At 67.3% G+C, this 15044-nt stretch carries 12 protein-coding genes; 4 read left to right on the plus strand and 8 right to left on the minus strand.

What is annotated here, in order from left to right; all coding sequences use genetic code 11:
- The 4 genes from KHO41_RS02045 to KHO41_RS02060 form a co-directional block, all read left to right on the plus strand.
- Nucleotides 1-242 (plus strand): hypothetical protein (locus tag KHO41_RS02045; protein WP_211951647.1); only part of this gene is annotated, 242 nt, incomplete at its 5' end.
- Nucleotides 243-305: 63 nt separating this feature from the next.
- Nucleotides 306-2420, plus strand: a complete 2115-nt coding sequence (locus KHO41_RS02050; protein WP_211951648.1) for a 3-hydroxyacyl-CoA dehydrogenase NAD-binding domain-containing protein — start codon at nt 306-308, stop codon at nt 2418-2420.
- A 96-nt stretch (nt 2421-2516) separates the two neighbouring features.
- Nucleotides 2517-3767 (plus strand): CaiB/BaiF CoA transferase family protein, encoded by a 1251-nt coding sequence (locus KHO41_RS02055; RefSeq protein ID WP_211951649.1) that lies wholly within the window; start codon nt 2517-2519, stop codon nt 3765-3767.
- Nucleotides 3768-3888: 121 nt separating this feature from the next.
- The gene (locus tag KHO41_RS02060) at nt 3889-4866 is read left to right on the plus strand and encodes a Bug family tripartite tricarboxylate transporter substrate binding protein (protein ID WP_211951936.1); all 978 of its coding nucleotides are present in this window, start codon (nt 3889-3891) and stop codon (nt 4864-4866) included.
- Between the two features lie 218 nt (nt 4867-5084).
- Here the strand turns inward: KHO41_RS02060 and KHO41_RS02065 are convergent, their stop codons facing one another.
- The 8 genes from KHO41_RS02065 to KHO41_RS02100 all read right to left on the minus strand — a co-directional run bounded on the left by KHO41_RS02065 (nt 5085) and on the right by KHO41_RS02100 (nt 14979).
- Entirely contained in the window at nt 5085-7172 is a 2088-nt protein-coding gene (locus tag KHO41_RS02065; protein WP_211951650.1) for an acetate--CoA ligase family protein, read from the minus strand.
- A gap of 28 nt (nt 7173-7200) precedes the next feature.
- Nucleotides 7201-8187 (minus strand): tripartite tricarboxylate transporter substrate binding protein, encoded by a 987-nt coding sequence (locus KHO41_RS02070; protein ID WP_211951651.1) that lies wholly within the window; start codon nt 8185-8187, stop codon nt 7201-7203.
- Between the two features lie 69 nt (nt 8188-8256).
- Nucleotides 8257-8610 carry a Zn-ribbon domain-containing OB-fold protein gene (locus tag KHO41_RS02075; RefSeq protein WP_211951652.1) on the minus strand — a complete coding sequence of 118 codons (354 nt, stop codon included), beginning with the start codon at nt 8608-8610 and terminating at the stop codon, nt 8257-8259.
- On the minus strand, nt 8607-9752 hold the full coding sequence (locus KHO41_RS02080) for a thiolase family protein (protein ID WP_211951653.1): 1146 nt from the start codon (nt 9750-9752) through the stop codon (nt 8607-8609). The genes KHO41_RS02075 and KHO41_RS02080 overlap by 4 nt, the downstream gene beginning before the upstream one ends.
- Before the next feature lies 1 nt (nt 9753).
- Nucleotides 9754-10995, minus strand: a complete 1242-nt coding sequence (locus KHO41_RS02085; RefSeq protein ID WP_211951654.1) for an ABC transporter substrate-binding protein — start codon at nt 10993-10995, stop codon at nt 9754-9756.
- Nucleotides 10996-11035: 40 nt separating this feature from the next.
- Nucleotides 11036-12097: a cyclase family protein gene (locus KHO41_RS02090; protein WP_211951655.1), complete on the minus strand. Its 1062-nt coding sequence runs from the start codon at nt 12095-12097 to the stop codon at nt 11036-11038.
- Between the two features lies 1 nt (nt 12098).
- Nucleotides 12099-12917 (minus strand): IclR family transcriptional regulator, encoded by an 819-nt coding sequence (locus KHO41_RS02095; protein ID WP_211951656.1) that lies wholly within the window; start codon nt 12915-12917, stop codon nt 12099-12101.
- 325 nt (nt 12918-13242) lie between these two features.
- Entirely contained in the window at nt 13243-14979 is a 1737-nt protein-coding gene (locus KHO41_RS02100) for a sigma-54 interaction domain-containing protein (RefSeq protein ID WP_211951657.1), read from the minus strand.
- Nucleotides 14980-15044 lie beyond the last annotated feature (65 nt).

The following is a 15044-nucleotide window of genomic DNA, read 5'->3' on the forward strand; positions in this document are numbered from 1 at the left end:
TCGCCGTGGAATTGATGGCCAGCGGCAACGACGCGCTTTTTGGTTACTTTTTGTCGCTCGGACAAAAAGTGACTCGCCGGCTACGCCGGCGAAACAGCGGCGCCTGCCAAGCACGAAACCTCAATCCCAACCACAAAACCCCCACCGGCTACGCCAGCGAAACCCGCCAAGCACCACCTCCACCACCAACCCCTCACCCGATCGTCAAATTTTCTTTAACGTCATGTCAACAATCATTGTAATTGTATAGTCAATTTATCGGGGCAAGAATGCCAGACTGACCGTCAGTAACTGGAGACAATCCCATGACCAACGAAGCTTCCGTCGTTCGCACAGCCCGCCACGGCGACGTGCAGGTGATCAGCATCTGCAATCCGCCGGTCAATGCCCTTGGCGTTGCCGTTCGCCAGGGCCTGAAGCAGGCCATCGAACAGGCCGAAGCCGATGCCGGCGTGCGCGCCGTGCTGGTCGTGGGAGAAGGCAAGGCCTTCATCGCCGGCGCCGATATCCGCGAATTCGGCAAGCCGCCGATGCCGCCGTCGCTGCCCGAGGTCTGCAACCAGATCGAAGCCAGCAACAAGCTGGTGGTAGCCGCGATCCACGGTCCGGCCCTTGGCGGTGGTCTGGAAGTGGCCATGTCGGCCCACTATCGCCTCGCGCTGCCGGCCGCCAAGCTGGGCCTGCCTGAAGTCAACCTGGGCCTGCTGCCCGGCGCAGGCGGTACGCAACGTGCACCGCGCCTGATGGGCGTGAAGGCGGCCGCCGATCTGATGCTCAGCGGCAAGCACCTGTCGGCCAAGGCCGCGCTGGCCGCAGGCCTGGTCGACCGCCTGGCCGAAGGCGACGATCCCGTGGCCGCTGGCCTCGCCTACGTCAACGAATTGCTGCAACAAGGCGCCCCGCTGCGCCGCACGCGCGATCTCGCCATTGCCGACAAGCCCGCCGCACTTGCCGAGCTCGACACGCTGCAGGCCGAGACCGCGAAGAAATCGCGCGGCCTGTTCTCGCCGCTGAAGATCGTCGAGTGCGTGCGTGCCGCCGTCGAACTGCCCTTCGACGAAGGTCTCGCCAAGGAGCGCGCGCTGTTCGTCGAATGCCTGAACAGCCCGCAGCGCGCCGGCCTGGTCCACGCATTCTTTGCCGAGCGCGAAACCGCCAAGGTGCCTGAAGCGCAAGGCGCCGCGCCGCGTGCGCTCAACCGCATCGCTGTGATCGGTGGCGGCACCATGGGCGCGGGCATCACCGTGGCCGCGCTGGACACCGGCCTGCCGGTCGTGATGATCGAGCGCGATGCCGAATCCATCGCACGTGGCCAGGCTAATGTCGAGAAGGTCTACGACGGCCTGATCGCCAAGGGCCGCATGACGCCGGAAGGCAAGGCCGCGATCATGGCGCGCTACACGCCGAGCACCTCGTACGAATCGATTGCCGACGTGGACCTCGTGATCGAGGCCGTGTTCGAAGACATCGAAGTCAAGAAGGCCGTGTTCCAGCAACTGGATCGCGTGTGCAAGCCGGGCGCCGTGCTGGCGACCAATACGTCGTATCTCGACATCGACGCGATCGCCGGCAGCATCTCGCGCCCGCAGGACGTCATCGGCCTGCACTTCTTCAGCCCGGCCAACATCATGAAGCTGCTGGAGATCGTGGTGCCGGCCAAGGTCAGCCCGGACGTGGTCGTGACCGCGTTCGAACTGGCCAAGCGCATGAAGAAGATCCCGGTGCGTGCGGGCGTGTGCGACGGCTTTATCGGCAACCGCATCCTGGCCGTCTACAAGCAGGCTGCCGACTACATCATGGAAGACGGCGCCAGCCCCTACGAGATCGATGAAGCCGTGCGCGGCTTCGGCTATCCGATGGGCCCGTTCCAGGTGACCGACCTGGCCGGCGGCGACATCGGCTGGGCCACGCGCAAGCGCCGCGCCGCCACGCGCGACCCGAAGGCGCGATACGTGGAAGTGGCCGACCGCATCTGCGAACGCGGCTGGTTCGGCCAGAAGACGGGCCGCGGCTTCTACCTGTACCCGCAAGGCGCGCGTGTCGGCCAGCCCGACCCGGAAGTGCTCGCCATTGTCGATGCCGAACGCCAGAAGAAGGGCATCGCGCCGCGCAAGTTCACGGCCGAGGAAATCATGCGCCGCTATATGGCCGCGATGGTCAATGAGGGCGCCAAGGTGGTCGAAGAGGGCATCGCGCTGCGTCCGCTCGACGTCGATGTGACGTTCCTGGCGGGCTACGGCTTCCCGCGCTTCCGCGGCGGCCCGATGAAGTATGCCGATATGGTCGGCCTGCCGAAGATCCTCGAAGATATCCGCACCTTTGCCAAGGAAGACCCGCTATTCTGGAAGCCGGCACCGCTGCTCGAGAAGCTGGTGGCGGAAGGCAAGGACTTTGCCAGCCTGAACCAGGCCGGCCGCTGACATGCCGGCGTCGCGCAGCGCGCGATGCCAGTGTGGCCAGAACAATTCATTGCAGCTAGGCGGCACATGCCTCGCTGCAGCGCATGGAGACGAGCAATGCAAACAACAACCGAACCATCCCAGGACGTCGACTTCCCGCTGGAGGGCGTGCGTGTGCTGGACCTGTCGCGTGTGTTCGCGGGGCCGCTGTGCGGCCAGGTTCTGGCCGACTTCGGCGCCGACGTGGTCAAGGTGGAACACCCGGGCCGCGGCGACGACACGCGCGACTGGGGCATGCGCATCGGCAAGACCGAGACCACGTACTTCAACAGCATGAACCGCAACAAGCGGTCCATCACGCTCGACCTGCAGAGCAAGGAAGGCGCGCAGATCGTCTATGACCTGCTGCCGCAGTTCGACGTGGTCATCCACAATTTCAAGACCGGCGGCGCCGAGAAGCTGGGCCTCGGCTACGAGCAGCTCAAGGCCATCAAGCCGGACCTGATCTACTGCGCGGTGTCGGGCTACAACACCAGCGGTCCCGAGGCCAAGCGGCCTGGCTACGACCTGGTGATCCAGGGCGAGGCCGGGCTGATGGCGCTCAACGGCGAAGCGAACACGCCGCCGCTGAAGTTCGGCGTGGCCGTGGTCGACCTGATGACCGGCATGTATGCCGCGCAGGCCGTGCTGGCTGCGCTGTTCCGCCGTGAACGCAAGGGCAAGGGCCAGCTGATCGAGATGGCGCTGTACGACTGCGGCGTGATGGTCACGGGCTACTACGGCCTCGACGCGATGCTGCTCGGCCATGACCCCGCGCGCTATGGCAATGCCCATCCGTCGATCGTGCCTTATGGCATGTTCGAGTCGGCCGATGGTCCGCTGATCATCGCCGTAGGCAACAACAGCCAGTTCGACAAGTTCTGCCGCCAGGTCATCGAGCGCCCGGACATCGTCGAAGATCCGCGCTACGCCACCAACGTGGAACGCGCGAAGAACCGCGAGACGCTGACCCCGCTGATCACCGGCCTGATTCGCAGCTTCGGGCGCGACCTGCTGCTGGAACGCATGACGGCCTGCGGCATTCCGTGCGGCAAGGTGGCCGGCCTGCACGAGGCGCTGACCAGCGAGCGGACCCGCCAGGGTGGCCTGCTGCGCGAAATGCCGCATCCCGTGGCCGGCAGCACGCACGTGTTCGCGCCGCCGTACCGTCTTGACGGCCAGCGCCTGCCGATCCGCAACGCGCCGCCGACGCTGGGCGAAGGCACGCGTGCCGTGCTGCAGAACCTGCTGGAAATGAGCGACGAGCAACTGCAGGATCTGCAGGCGCGCGGCGTGCTGACGCTGCCCGAGACAGCGGGCAACGCCTGAGCATTCGCGCCGCGCGGACGCCATGAGCGTGCGCGCGGCAAGGCCCGGCAAGGGGGCCTGATGGAGACCTTGCACAGACTCAAACCGGAACAATAAAGTGCGTATTCGAAATTTCACCCGTATGGTCCACTCCCGGCGTCGCGCCATCCTGGCGCTGGCCGCCGCCCCGCTGCTGATCAGCAGCGCGTTCGCGCAAGCGTGGCCGACCAAGCCGATCAAGCTTGTCGTGCCGTTTCCGCCGGGCGGCCCCACGGATACCGCGTCGCGCATCGTCGGCCAGAAGCTGGGCGAAGCGCTCAAGCAGCCCGTGATCGTCGAAAACCGCGCCGGCGCATCGGGCTCGATCGCCGCGGCGCAGGTCGCCAAGACCGCGCCGGACGGCTACACGTTCATGATGCTGGCCACGCCGACGCTGCTGGCGCCGTACCTGTACAAGAAGGCCGGCTACGACACCCTCAAGGACTTCACGCCGGTCGCCACGGTCTATGACCTGCCGATCGTGGTCGTAGTCAACCCGACACTGCTGCCGACCGTGACCGATCTGCCCAAGCTGATCGCGCAAGCCAAGGCCCAGCCCGGCAAGCTCAACTACACCAGCTCGGGCGCCGGCAGCTTCGGCCACCTGAGCATGGAACTGCTCAAGCAGATGGGCGGCTTCGAAATGCAGCACGTGCCGTACAAGGGCGGCGTGCCCGCAATCAGCGACACCATCGGCGGCCAGGTACCGATCATGTACGCCGATCTCGTCGCGGCGCTGCCGCATATCCAGGCCGGCAAGCTGCGTGCCATCGCCATTGGCTCGCCGCAGCGCGTGAGCATGCTGCCGGACGTCAAGACCATTGCCGAGCAAGGCTTCAAGGGCTACGACGCCGTGTCGTGGGGCGGCCTGCTGGCGCCGCCGGGAACGCCGAAGGATGTAGTCGACCGCGTGTCGACCGAAGTCGGCAAGATCCTGGCTGACAAGGATGTCCAGGACAAGCTGCTGAAGGCTGGCGCGATCGCCAACTACCAGGCACCGGCGCAGATGAGCCAGCGTATGCGGCAGGACTATGCGAAGTGGGGCAAGGTGATCCGGGATAAGGGGATTGCGGTCGAATAAGGCTGTGACTGGCGTTATCAACCAACGCCACGCAATTCACCGGTAGATTTGCTCCCCTCTCCCATTTATGGGAGAGGGGCGGGGGAGAGGGCAGGAGCTTCCACGAAGTGAAGCGGCATCGTACTTGCCTTACACCTGCCCTCTCCCCCCGACCTCTCCCGCAAGCGCGAGAGGGGAGAAGCGCGCTGGATACTTGGGCCATCGTTCCGCTCCCTAGATCACTCTCCCGCAACCTCCACCAGCGCATCCACAACCACCACGCCACCGGCATTCACCATCACCGGGTTGAGATCCACCGACCGGATTTCCCCGCCAGCCGCGTGCACCATGTCGCCGACCTGAACCGCAACCCGGCACAGTGCCGCGATATCCACCGCCGGTTCACCGCGCACGCCATGCAGCAAAGGCGCGATGCGGAGTCCTTCGAGCGCGCGGGCTACGTCAGTCTCCCGACAAGGCGCCAGCAGCACAGCCGTGTCGCGCAGCACCTCGACATACTTGCCACCATCCCCGACCACCAGCACGGCGCCGAACACCGGGTCCCAGTGCGCGCCAATCATGCATTCGCGCTGGCCACGCGACATGCGCGCGACCACGACGCCTTCGCACGTTGCGCCCATCTTTTGCAGCGTGCGGGTCTGGGCAGTAAAGGCGCTGGCAACCGATTCCGGATCGTTGCAGTTCAAAGCCACCAGCCCGTGCTCGCTTTTGTGCGGCACCTGTGGCGAGCTGGCCTTGACTGCGACCGGCGCGCCGATGCGTTGCCATGCGGCGACTGCTGCATCGACGTCGCGGCACACGTAGTGCTCGACCACCGGCATGCCGGCGGCCGCGAGCCGGGCAAGGCTGGCAGCTTCGCTGAGCGTGGCGCCTGCAGTTACCGGCAGCGCGTGCCGGGCCGGCACTGGCGGCTCGCCCTCGGCTTTGATCTGCCGCAGGCGCTCCTGATGAGAGACCACTTGAGAGAAGGCGGACAGCGCTTCAGCCGCATTGGCGTAGGTCGGCACGCCGGCTTCGCGGAACGCGTCGGCCACCGGCTGCTGCCATACGGCGACGGCGATGGGCTTGCCCGCGGTGTCGGCAAACGCAGCGGCGTCCCGCGCAAAGCGAGGTACGTCGTAGCCCATGCCGGAGACCGGGATGTCGAGCAGGAACAGATCGGCCGAAGGATCCTGCCCGACCACGGGCAGCACCTCGCCGAACAGCGCGCTGTTGGTCAGCAGCGCCGCTGTGACGTCAACCGGGTTCGCGGTCGCGGCAAAGCCCGGCAGGCGTTCTGCCAGCGCTGACTGCGTGGCGTCGGACAGCGGCGCAAGCGTCAGTCCGAACGACTGGGCCGCATCGGCCGCCATGACGCAGCTGGCGCCCGAGTTGCTGACCACCACCAGCCTGCGGCCGCACGTGTCCCAACCACGCAGGTACATCGGCGCGCAGCGTGCCAGTGCGTGCGCATCGTCCACGCGCCAGATGCCATGGCGGGCCAGGAACGCATCGACTGCGCGGTCTTCGTTGGCAATGGCTCCCGTGTGCGAGGCCGCGGCGCGCTGCCCGTCCTGCGACCGGCCCGCCTTGACCGCCACGATCGGCACGTTGCGGGCCCGCGCGACGCGCGCGGCTTCGGCCAGCACCTCGGGATCGGACAGGCTCTCCAGATACAGCAGCACCAGCCGCACGCCGGGATCATGCGCGACGGCCAGCGCCAGTTCGCTGACCGTGATGTCGGCCTGGTTGCCGGTGGCGTGCATATGGCGCACACCAATGCCCTGGCCGCGCAACAGCCCGTAGACCATGGCCGCCACGCCGCCGCTCTGGCTGACTACTGCCACCGGCCCGTCCTGTGGCGGCACTTCGATAAACATCGTGGAGAAACTGGCGATCGCGCCGCTGCCGAAATTGGCCAGCCCCTGGCTGTTCGGGCCCACCAGCCGCAGGCCGGTGGCGTGCGCGGTGCGCACCATCTCGTCCTGCTGGCGGCGGCCTTCGGCACCGGCCTCGCCGAAGCCGGAGGCGATCACGATAGCCGCCGCCACGCCGAGCCGTGCGCAGTCGTGCACGGCCTGCACCGCGGCGTCGCCCGCCACGATGATGATGGCCAGTTCCGGGACTTCCGGCAGCGCGTCCAGCGTGGGATAGGCGCGCAGGCCCTGGATGGTGTCGCGCTGCGGATTGACGGGGTAAAGCGTGCCGGCGTAGCCGTGCGCCTTCATGTAGTGGATGGGCCGTCCGCCGATCTTGTGAATGTTGTCGGAGGCACCGATCACGGCAATCGAGCGCGGGGAGAGCAGGGGCTGGAGTGGGGCGGTCATGGGCAAGACGTAAGCGGGTGGTGGTGGGTCAGTCGATAGTGGCGCCCGAGGTCTTGACGACCCTGGCCCACTTGTCGATTTCCTGCCCGATGATGCGGGCGGTGGCGGCGGGCTCGGTCCATTCGGCGGCGAAGCCCTGCGAGGCAAAGCGCGCGCGTACGTCCGGGTCCTGCAGGACAGCCTTGAGCGCGCCGTTGAGCGTATTGAGGATCGCGGGCGGCGTGCCGGCCGGCGCGAGCAGCGCATTCCAGGCGCTGGCCTCGTAGCCGGGCAGGCCGGCCTGCGCGATGGTCGGCGTGTCCGGCGCGGCCGGCGAGCGCGTGGCGCCCGTGATGGCGAGTGCTTTCAACTTGCCGTCGCGCACAAAAGGCATGGCCGACAGCATGGTGTCGAACATTACGGTGGCCTGGCCGCCCATGACATCGGTCAGCGCGGGGGCGCTGCCCTTGTACGGCACGTGCGTCATGTGGATGCCCGCCATGCTGTTGAACAGTTCCGCGGCGAGGTGCGTAGACTGGCCGTTACCCGAACTCGCAAACGTGACCTGTCCCGGTTTGGCCTTGGCCAGCGCGATCAGCTCGGCCACGTTGCTGGCGGGCGTGGCCGGCGCGGTCACGAGCACCAGCGGACCGCGCGTGAGCATGCTGACCGGCGCGAAGTCCTTGCGCGTGTCGTAGCCGGGTTTGCTGAACAGCGTCATGTTGATGGCGTGCGCGGTGGTGGCGACCAGCAGCGTGTAGCCGTCCGGCGCGGCCTTGGCCACGGCTTCGGCGCCGATATTGCCGCCTGCACCCGGACGGTTCTCCACGACCAGCGGCTGGCCGAGCTTTTCCGACAGCTTCTGCCCGACCACGCGGGCGACGATATCGGTCGGGCCACCGGGCGGGTAGGGCACCACGACGCGAATGGGCTTGTTCGGGAACGACTGTGCCAGTGCGCTCGACAAGGCGGTCGCGGACACGGCGAGACAGGAAATCAGGGCGAGCGCGTGCCGCCGGGATCGATTCGGTGCCAAGTGGTTACTCCGGTTGTGAATGCCGGCCGGGACGGGGAGGCGCTTGCCGGCAGGGCGCCAGAGGCGGCGCTATTCGCGCCGGAAACGCAGCAGCGTGCCTTCCCCGAAGCGAAGGAAGCCTGCCCGTACGCGGTCGCCGATGGCGACGCCGGGCTCGGCATGGCCCATCACGCGCGGGCCTTCGTCGAGCGTGGCCAGCACCAGCGTGTACGGCGCGAGCGCGCGGAACGCTTCATCGGGCGCGCGGCTGATCTCGGTCACGGCGTGGACCGTGGCGAGCCCGGCCGCATCGCGCCAGCGCAGTTGCAAGCCGCCGCAGCTACGGCAGGCATGGCGCTCCATCGGCTGCCAGGCGCCGCAGTCGTCGCAGCACTGGTAGCGCACCACGCCGGCGTCCAGGCCGTCGGTATAGGGATGGGTCATGGCATGGCCTCCAGCACCAGGCTGACATGGGACGACAGCACGCCGCCATCGGCATGGAACAGCGCGCGCGTGCGCGTGCCGGCCTGGCGCTCTCCGGCGCGGCCGGCGAGCTGGCGCGCGGCTTCTGCCAGGTGCATCAGGCCACCGGCCACGCCCGAATGCCCGAAGGCCAGCAAGCCGCCATGTGTGTTGAGCGCCAGTGGGCCGCCGCGTCCGAAGTCGCCAGCGCGCAGCCGCGCCTGCGCCTGCCCGCGTTCGGCCACCCCGAGTTCTTCCAGCAGCATCACCAGTGTGATCGTGAACGAATCGTAGATCGCGAGGTAATCGATGCTGTCCACGCCGCCGCCCGCCTCGGCAAACGCGCGCCGCGCGGCATCGGCGGCACCGGTCTGCATGACGTCGTCGATCGCGCTCAGGTGCTGGTGCCGGTGCGCCTGCCCTGCGCCGGCGATACGCACCGGCGTGCCGGCGCCGGGCTCGGCGGACACGACCACGGCAACGGCGCCATCGGAAATCGGGCAGCAATCCGACAGGCGCAGCGGCGTGGCGATGGCCCGCGCGGCACGCGCATCAGTCAGCGACAGGGGCTCACGCAAATGCGCATCGGGATGGCTGGCGGCATGCTCGCGCATCAGCACGGCAAAGCCCGACAGCGCATCGGCATCCATGCCGGCTTCATGCAGGTAGCGCGAGGCCAGCAGCGCGTAGTAGGCCGGCACCGAAGCGCCGTTGAGTACCTCGGCGTGCGGTTCGCCGACCTGCGCCAGCGTCTGGATCGACTGGTCGCGGCTCTGGCCGCTGAGGCGGTTTTCACCGGCCACCACGAGCACATGGCGGCAACGGCCGGCGCGCACCAGTTCGTGCGCAAGCATCGCCATCACGCCGCCGGTGGCGCCGCCCGAGGCCACGCCATGCGCATAGGCCGGCGTGAGCGAAGCGTACTCGCAGAAGCGGTCGGCCAGCATCAGGTGCGGCAGCGTGGTGGCGTAGCCGCACAGCACGCCGTCGATATCCGCGCGCGCCAGTCCGCTGTCGGTCAGCGCGGCATCGGCTGCCTGCGCCATCAGCGTCAGCGGTGTGCTGCCCTCCAGGCGGCCGAAGCGCGTGTTGCCGGTGCCGCGTATGTAGCTTGTGCCCGCCATGTCAGTGCTTGAGCAGCGGGCATTGCGACTTCGATGCCGGCATGAAGGCCTGGTCGCCCGGCACCGTCGCCAGCACCTTGTAGTAGTCCCACGGATACTTCGACTCGGCCGGGCTCTTCACTTCGAACAGGTACATGTCGTGGATCATGCGGCCGTCTTCGCGAATGCGTCCGTTCTTTGCGAAGAAGTCGTTGATGGGCATGGATTTCATTTTCTTCATCACTGCCGCGGTCTCGTCGGTGCCCGCGGCCTGCACGGCCTTGAGGTAGTGCATGACCGATGAATAGGCGCCGGCCTGGCTCATGTTCGGCATCTTCTTCACCTTCTCGAAGTAGCGCCGCGACCACGCGCGCGTGGCGTCGTTCATGTCCCAGTAGAACGCCTCGGTCAGCACCAGCCCGCTCGCGGTCTTCAGGCCGATGGCGTGGATGTCGTTGATGTACAGCAGCAGGCCAGCCATGCGCTGCGCGCCGTTGCGCGTCAGGCCGAATTCCGACGCGGCCTTGATTGCGTTGACGGTGTCGCCGCCCGCGTTGGCGAGCCCTACGACCTGCGCCTTGCTGGCCTGCGCCTGCAACAGGTAGGACGCGAAGTCACTCGCGCCGATCGGGTGGCGCGCGGCGCCCAGCACCTTGCCGCCGGCTTCGTTGATCACCGCCGTGGCGGAGTCCTGCAGCGTGTGGCCGAACGCGTAGTCCGCGGTCAGGAAGAACCACGTCTTGCCGCCACGCTGCACCATGGCGCGCGCGGTCGTATTGGCGAGCGCATAGGTGTCGTACGCGTAGTGCACCGACACCGGCGTGCACAGGTCGTTGGTAATGCGCTCGCTGCCCGGACCGGAGAACACCACGATGTGGTTCTTCTGCTTGGCCACGTCCAGCACGGCCAGCGCCGGCGCGGAGGCCGCCACGTCCAGGATGGCATCGACATGGCCCGTGTCGAACCACTCGCGCGCCTTGTTGGCGGCGATATCCGCCTTGTTCTGGTGATCGACCACGACCAGCTCGATCTTCTTGCCCAGCACCTTGCCGCCGAAATCGTCGATGGCCATCTGCGCGGCCGTGGCGCTGCCACGGCCGGTGACATCGGCATACAGGCCGCTCATGTCGAGCAGCATGCCGATCTTGACCATGTCGTCAGAGATGCCAGCCGCCGGCTGGGCGTGCGCGGCGCCGCAGGCAAGCGCGGCGGCCATGGCAAGCGTGCCGGTGGCCTTGCGGAACATCGAATGGCGTAGCTTCATGTCGTCTCCGTGGCTTGTTGTGTGCTGTCGTAAGGTGTGGTCAGACCGTGGCGATCGGTGTCACGGGCGAGCCGACCGCGCCGGGCAAGCGCAGCGGCGGTGCGGTGAGCTGGAAGCGGGTGCGGCCATTGGCGCGCAGCCAGTCGGCCAGTTCGCGCAGGTACCACAGCTCGCCCAGCGGCAGGCCCAGTTTGAACAGGCAGTGGTGGTGCAGCGGCAGCAGCGGGTGGTGCTTGTCACCATCGGGCGCGGGGCGGGCGGGGTAGCGCTCGACGGCGTAGTTGTCGGCGACAAGTGCGGCGATGCCGGCGTCGGTGATCCACTGAAGCAGCTTGTCATCACGCCCGTCGAGCGCGCAGCAGCTGTGGTGCAGCACCGCTTCGTCGGGTTCGCGCTGCATCGACAGCACCACTTCGGCAAAGCCGGTGCGCAGCAGCAGCATGTCGCCGGGCTCGACCTCCGCCTTGGTGGCATCCATGGCGCGCATCAGGTCGTCATAGCCGACGTTGCGGAAGTCCATGCCGAAGGTGTGCGCCAGGTCCACCAGCACGCCGCGGCCCTGCATGCCCCTGACCGCGAAATTCTCGATGCCCAGCGCCTGCGCGGCGCTGTGGTCGTGGCCGTGATCGCAGGGGTGGGCCGCAAAGTGGTCGTTCTCGGCATAGTCCACGGGGCCGACGATATGCTCGTTGGCGCGATAGCCGTTGTAGTAGACGCGCTCAGGCCGGCCGTCGCCGTCGGCATCGAACAGTGCGCCGACGTGTGCGAGAGCGTCCCACTGCGTGCTGTACTGCAGGCACATCAGCACCTGGTCGTCGCTGATGACGTCGGTCGCGGCCGGATCGACCTTGGCCAGCGGGAAGTTCACGTACGGGATATCGTCACGAAACGTCGGGCGCAAGATCGGCGGATGGCGGCGCGGATTGAGCTTGTTGCCGCCGGGATAGTCGAGCGGCAGCGACAGGCAGAAGCTCAGGCCGGCCTGCACCTCGCGCGCGCCTTTCACGACCTGCTCGGGGCCGATCAGGTTGATGCGGCCGAGCTGGTCATCGGGCCCGAAATCGCCCCAGTTGGAACCCTGCGGACGTTGCTTCCAGCGCATGTCATGCCTCCTGTCGCGTGCGTGGCCGGGCGGCCGGCCGTTCTCGTTCGGTGTCTGGGGTGGCGCCGCTGCGCGGGCGCCAGTTCTGGCAGATGGCATCGGCCTCGCGCCGCAGCGCACGCGCCATCGCGGCTTCGCGGTCGGTGATGCGTTCATTGAGCGCGGCAATGCTGATCGCGCCGAGCGGATAGCCGTCCGGGCCGGGCAGTGCGATGGCAATGCCGCCCATGCGCTCGACCACCACGTCCAGCAGCACCGCGTAGCCGCGCTCGCGCGTGGCTTGCACATGGCCGAGCAGCATGGATTTGCTGAAGCGCGGAAAGCGGCGCATGGCCGGGGCGATGCCGTCGATCACCGCTTCCACCTCCGCGTCGGGCAGCGCAGCCAACAGCGCGAGGCTGCCTGCGCCGATGCCCAGCGGCCGGCGGCTGCCGATGTCCAGGTAATTCGCGCGGATCGGGAACGTGCCCAGGCGCAGTTCGATGCAGACCGACTCGCAGCCACTGGGCACGGACAGGATGGCGCTGTCCTGGAACGCATTGGCCAGCCGGATCAGCGCGGGGCGGACCAGCGGGCGCAGGTCGGTGCGATGAACGGTGGTGGCATGCAGCGTCAGCCACTCCGGGCCGGGCATGAACGCCTTGGTGTCGGGGTCGCGTTGCACCATGCCTTCTGCCACGAGCGTTTCCAGCAGGCGCAGCGCCGACGCCTTGTCGACCCCGGCGGCGTTCGCGAGGTCGGTCAGGCGGCTGTTGCGGGCATCGGTCAGCGCGCGCAGCAGGCGGCACGCCTTTTGCAGCGAGGTGCTCGGAGTGGTCACGCCGGTTGTCTCCTTGTCAGGTTTTCGTCATTTGAAACCTGTAGGAGCGGTTATAGGCCATCAGGCAAGGGCCGTCATCCTGCGGCGCAGAAAAATTTTGCGGGATGAAACTCGTGAGGCGGCAGCAATGCCACTCACCGGTTTCTCCCCTCTCCCGCTTGCGGGAGAGGGGTTGGGGGAGAGGGCAGGCGCATGGCAAGTACGATCGCGCCTCGCTTCGTGGAGCCTCCTGCCCTCTCCCCCGCCCCTCTCCCATAAATGGGAGAGGGGAGAACACCATTGGGGAATCATCGGGCTGTCGGTGTCTGGCCACCGTATTGAAGTTTCACCGCCCCGGTCCGCGCTCCAATATCTTGTACAGATGCGAACGCGAAATCCGCAGTTGCTCGGCGGCGCGCTTCTTGTTGCCGCCATGACGCGCAATCGCGTCGACCACTGCCGCATAGGCAAGTTCGCTCATCCCCGCCGCCGGCTCACCAACCGGCAATGCCGCAGCCGAAACCCCGCTGTCCATCTCGGCCTCTTCATGCGAATACGCCCGCGCCAGCGGATGCACGACCGGTTCGCTTTCCACGGCCACGAGCCCGCGCGCCGATTCGCCACGCGCAAAGTCGGCAACCCGCAGCATGCGGCCATCGCAGAACACCAGCGCTTCCTCGATGCGCTGACGCAACTGGCGCACATTGCCGGGCCACGGCTGGCCCGCAAGATGCCGCGCCACGTCATGGTCGATCTTCGGCACCGGCACGCCGTTGCGCGCACAGAACGCGTTGACGAAGTGCTGCAGCAGCGCGGGAATATCCTCGCGCCGCTGGCGTAGCGCCGGAATACGCAGCACCACGCCGCTGAGCCGGTAGTACAAGTCGAGGCGAAAGCGCCCCGCGTCGATCAGCGCCGGAACATCGCGATTGGTCGCGGAGATCAAACGGAACTCCACATGCTGCGCACGGCGGCTGCCGAGCCGTTCGACCATGTGGTCTTCCAGCACGCGCAGCAGCTTGACCTGCATCTCCATGGGGATATCCGCAACCTCGTCGAGGAACACGGTGCCGCCGGCCGCGAGTTCAAGCTTGCCGGCCTGTCCATGGCGCTGGCTGCCCGTGAACGCGCCGGGCGCATGGCCGAACAGTTCGGACTCGATCAGCGTGGCGGGCAGGGCGGCAAGGTTCAGGCTGAGCAGCGGCCGCTCGCTGACGGGCTCGCGCCCCGCGTGATGGATGGCGTTGGCCACCAGTTCCTTGCCGGTGCCGCTTTCCCCGAGGATCAGCACCGGCACGTCCAGCCGCGCAACGGTCTGGATCTCGCGGCGCAGACGCTGCATCGGCGCGCTTTCGCCTATCAGCCCAAGCGGCGGCTGGCCTTCGCGTAGGCCGTCCAACTCGCGCTGGTAGCGCGCGACCTGCGAGCGCAGTTCCGACAGTTCATCGTGCATCCGGACCATGTCTTCCGGTCCTTTGAACATGATCTGGCCGATGGCCCCGACCACCTCGCCGTCCTGCCGGATCGGAATGCGATTGACCACGCGCGTCACGCCGTTCATCGGCTGGAGTTGGCCGATCTCGGCCTTGCCGCTGGCCACTACCTGCGGCAGCCGGGAATTCGGGATGACGTCGGCAGCAGGACGTCCAATGCCTTCGCCGGTATCGAGGCCCAGGAATTTTTCGTGCACGGGACTCATGAACCGCATCCGGCCGTGCCGGTCAGCCACGGTGATGGCCTGGTACGGGTCGCTCAGGAAATGGTCGAGGATGGCGCTGGCAAAGGGCACCGTGCCGAGGAAGTCGAACAGCACGGCGTGCGTATCGGCGCGGTGCAGCAGGATGAGCTGGTGCGCCGCGTCCTCGAGACACAGGCCGACGTAGCGGTGACCGCCAGCCTCTACGGGAAACAGGCGGCTACCCGCCGTGCGATCCGTCGCTTGAGCACACGCGGCTTCCGCAGCTTCCGCAGTGCTGGGATCAGTACAGACGCCGATCGCTGCTAGCCGCTGGCCTTTGATCGACCGAATGACCGCGCCGAGTGCGGGCGGGGTCGGCCCTTGTGTCGTTGCTGAGGACACCATCTGTCTCCGCGTGTGTCCTCGGTGTGGACACATCCTGTCGTTATTGCGGACATCATAGCCGCGCC

This window comes from Cupriavidus numazuensis (assembly GCF_905397435.1).
Lineage (GTDB): Bacteria > Pseudomonadota > Gammaproteobacteria > Burkholderiales > Burkholderiaceae > Cupriavidus > Cupriavidus numazuensis.

Bases quoted from the DNA above. Each gene is read 5' to 3' on its own strand.
- KHO41_RS02100 (WP_211951657.1), bottom strand. From the start codon at position 14,979: ATGGTGTCCTCAGCAACGACACAAGGGCCGACCCCGCCCGCACTCGGC.
- KHO41_RS02090 (WP_211951655.1), bottom strand. From the start codon at position 12,097: ATGCGCTGGAAGCAACGTCCGCAGGGTTCCAACTGGGGCGATTTCGGG.
- KHO41_RS02075 (WP_211951652.1), bottom strand. From the start codon at position 8,610: ATGACCCATCCCTATACCGACGGCCTGGACGCCGGCGTGGTGCGCTAC.
- KHO41_RS02085 (WP_211951654.1), bottom strand. From the start codon at position 10,995: ATGAAGCTACGCCATTCGATGTTCCGCAAGGCCACCGGCACGCTTGCC.
- KHO41_RS02065 (WP_211951650.1), bottom strand. From the start codon at position 7,172: ATGACCGCCCCACTCCAGCCCCTGCTCTCCCCGCGCTCGATTGCCGTG.
- KHO41_RS02080 (WP_211951653.1), bottom strand. From the start codon at position 9,752: ATGGCGGGCACAAGCTACATACGCGGCACCGGCAACACGCGCTTCGGC.
- KHO41_RS02060 (WP_211951936.1), top strand. From the start codon at position 3,889: ATGGTCCACTCCCGGCGTCGCGCCATCCTGGCGCTGGCCGCCGCCCCG.
- KHO41_RS02055 (WP_211951649.1), top strand. From the start codon at position 2,517: ATGCAAACAACAACCGAACCATCCCAGGACGTCGACTTCCCGCTGGAG.
- KHO41_RS02050 (WP_211951648.1), top strand. From the start codon at position 306: ATGACCAACGAAGCTTCCGTCGTTCGCACAGCCCGCCACGGCGACGTG.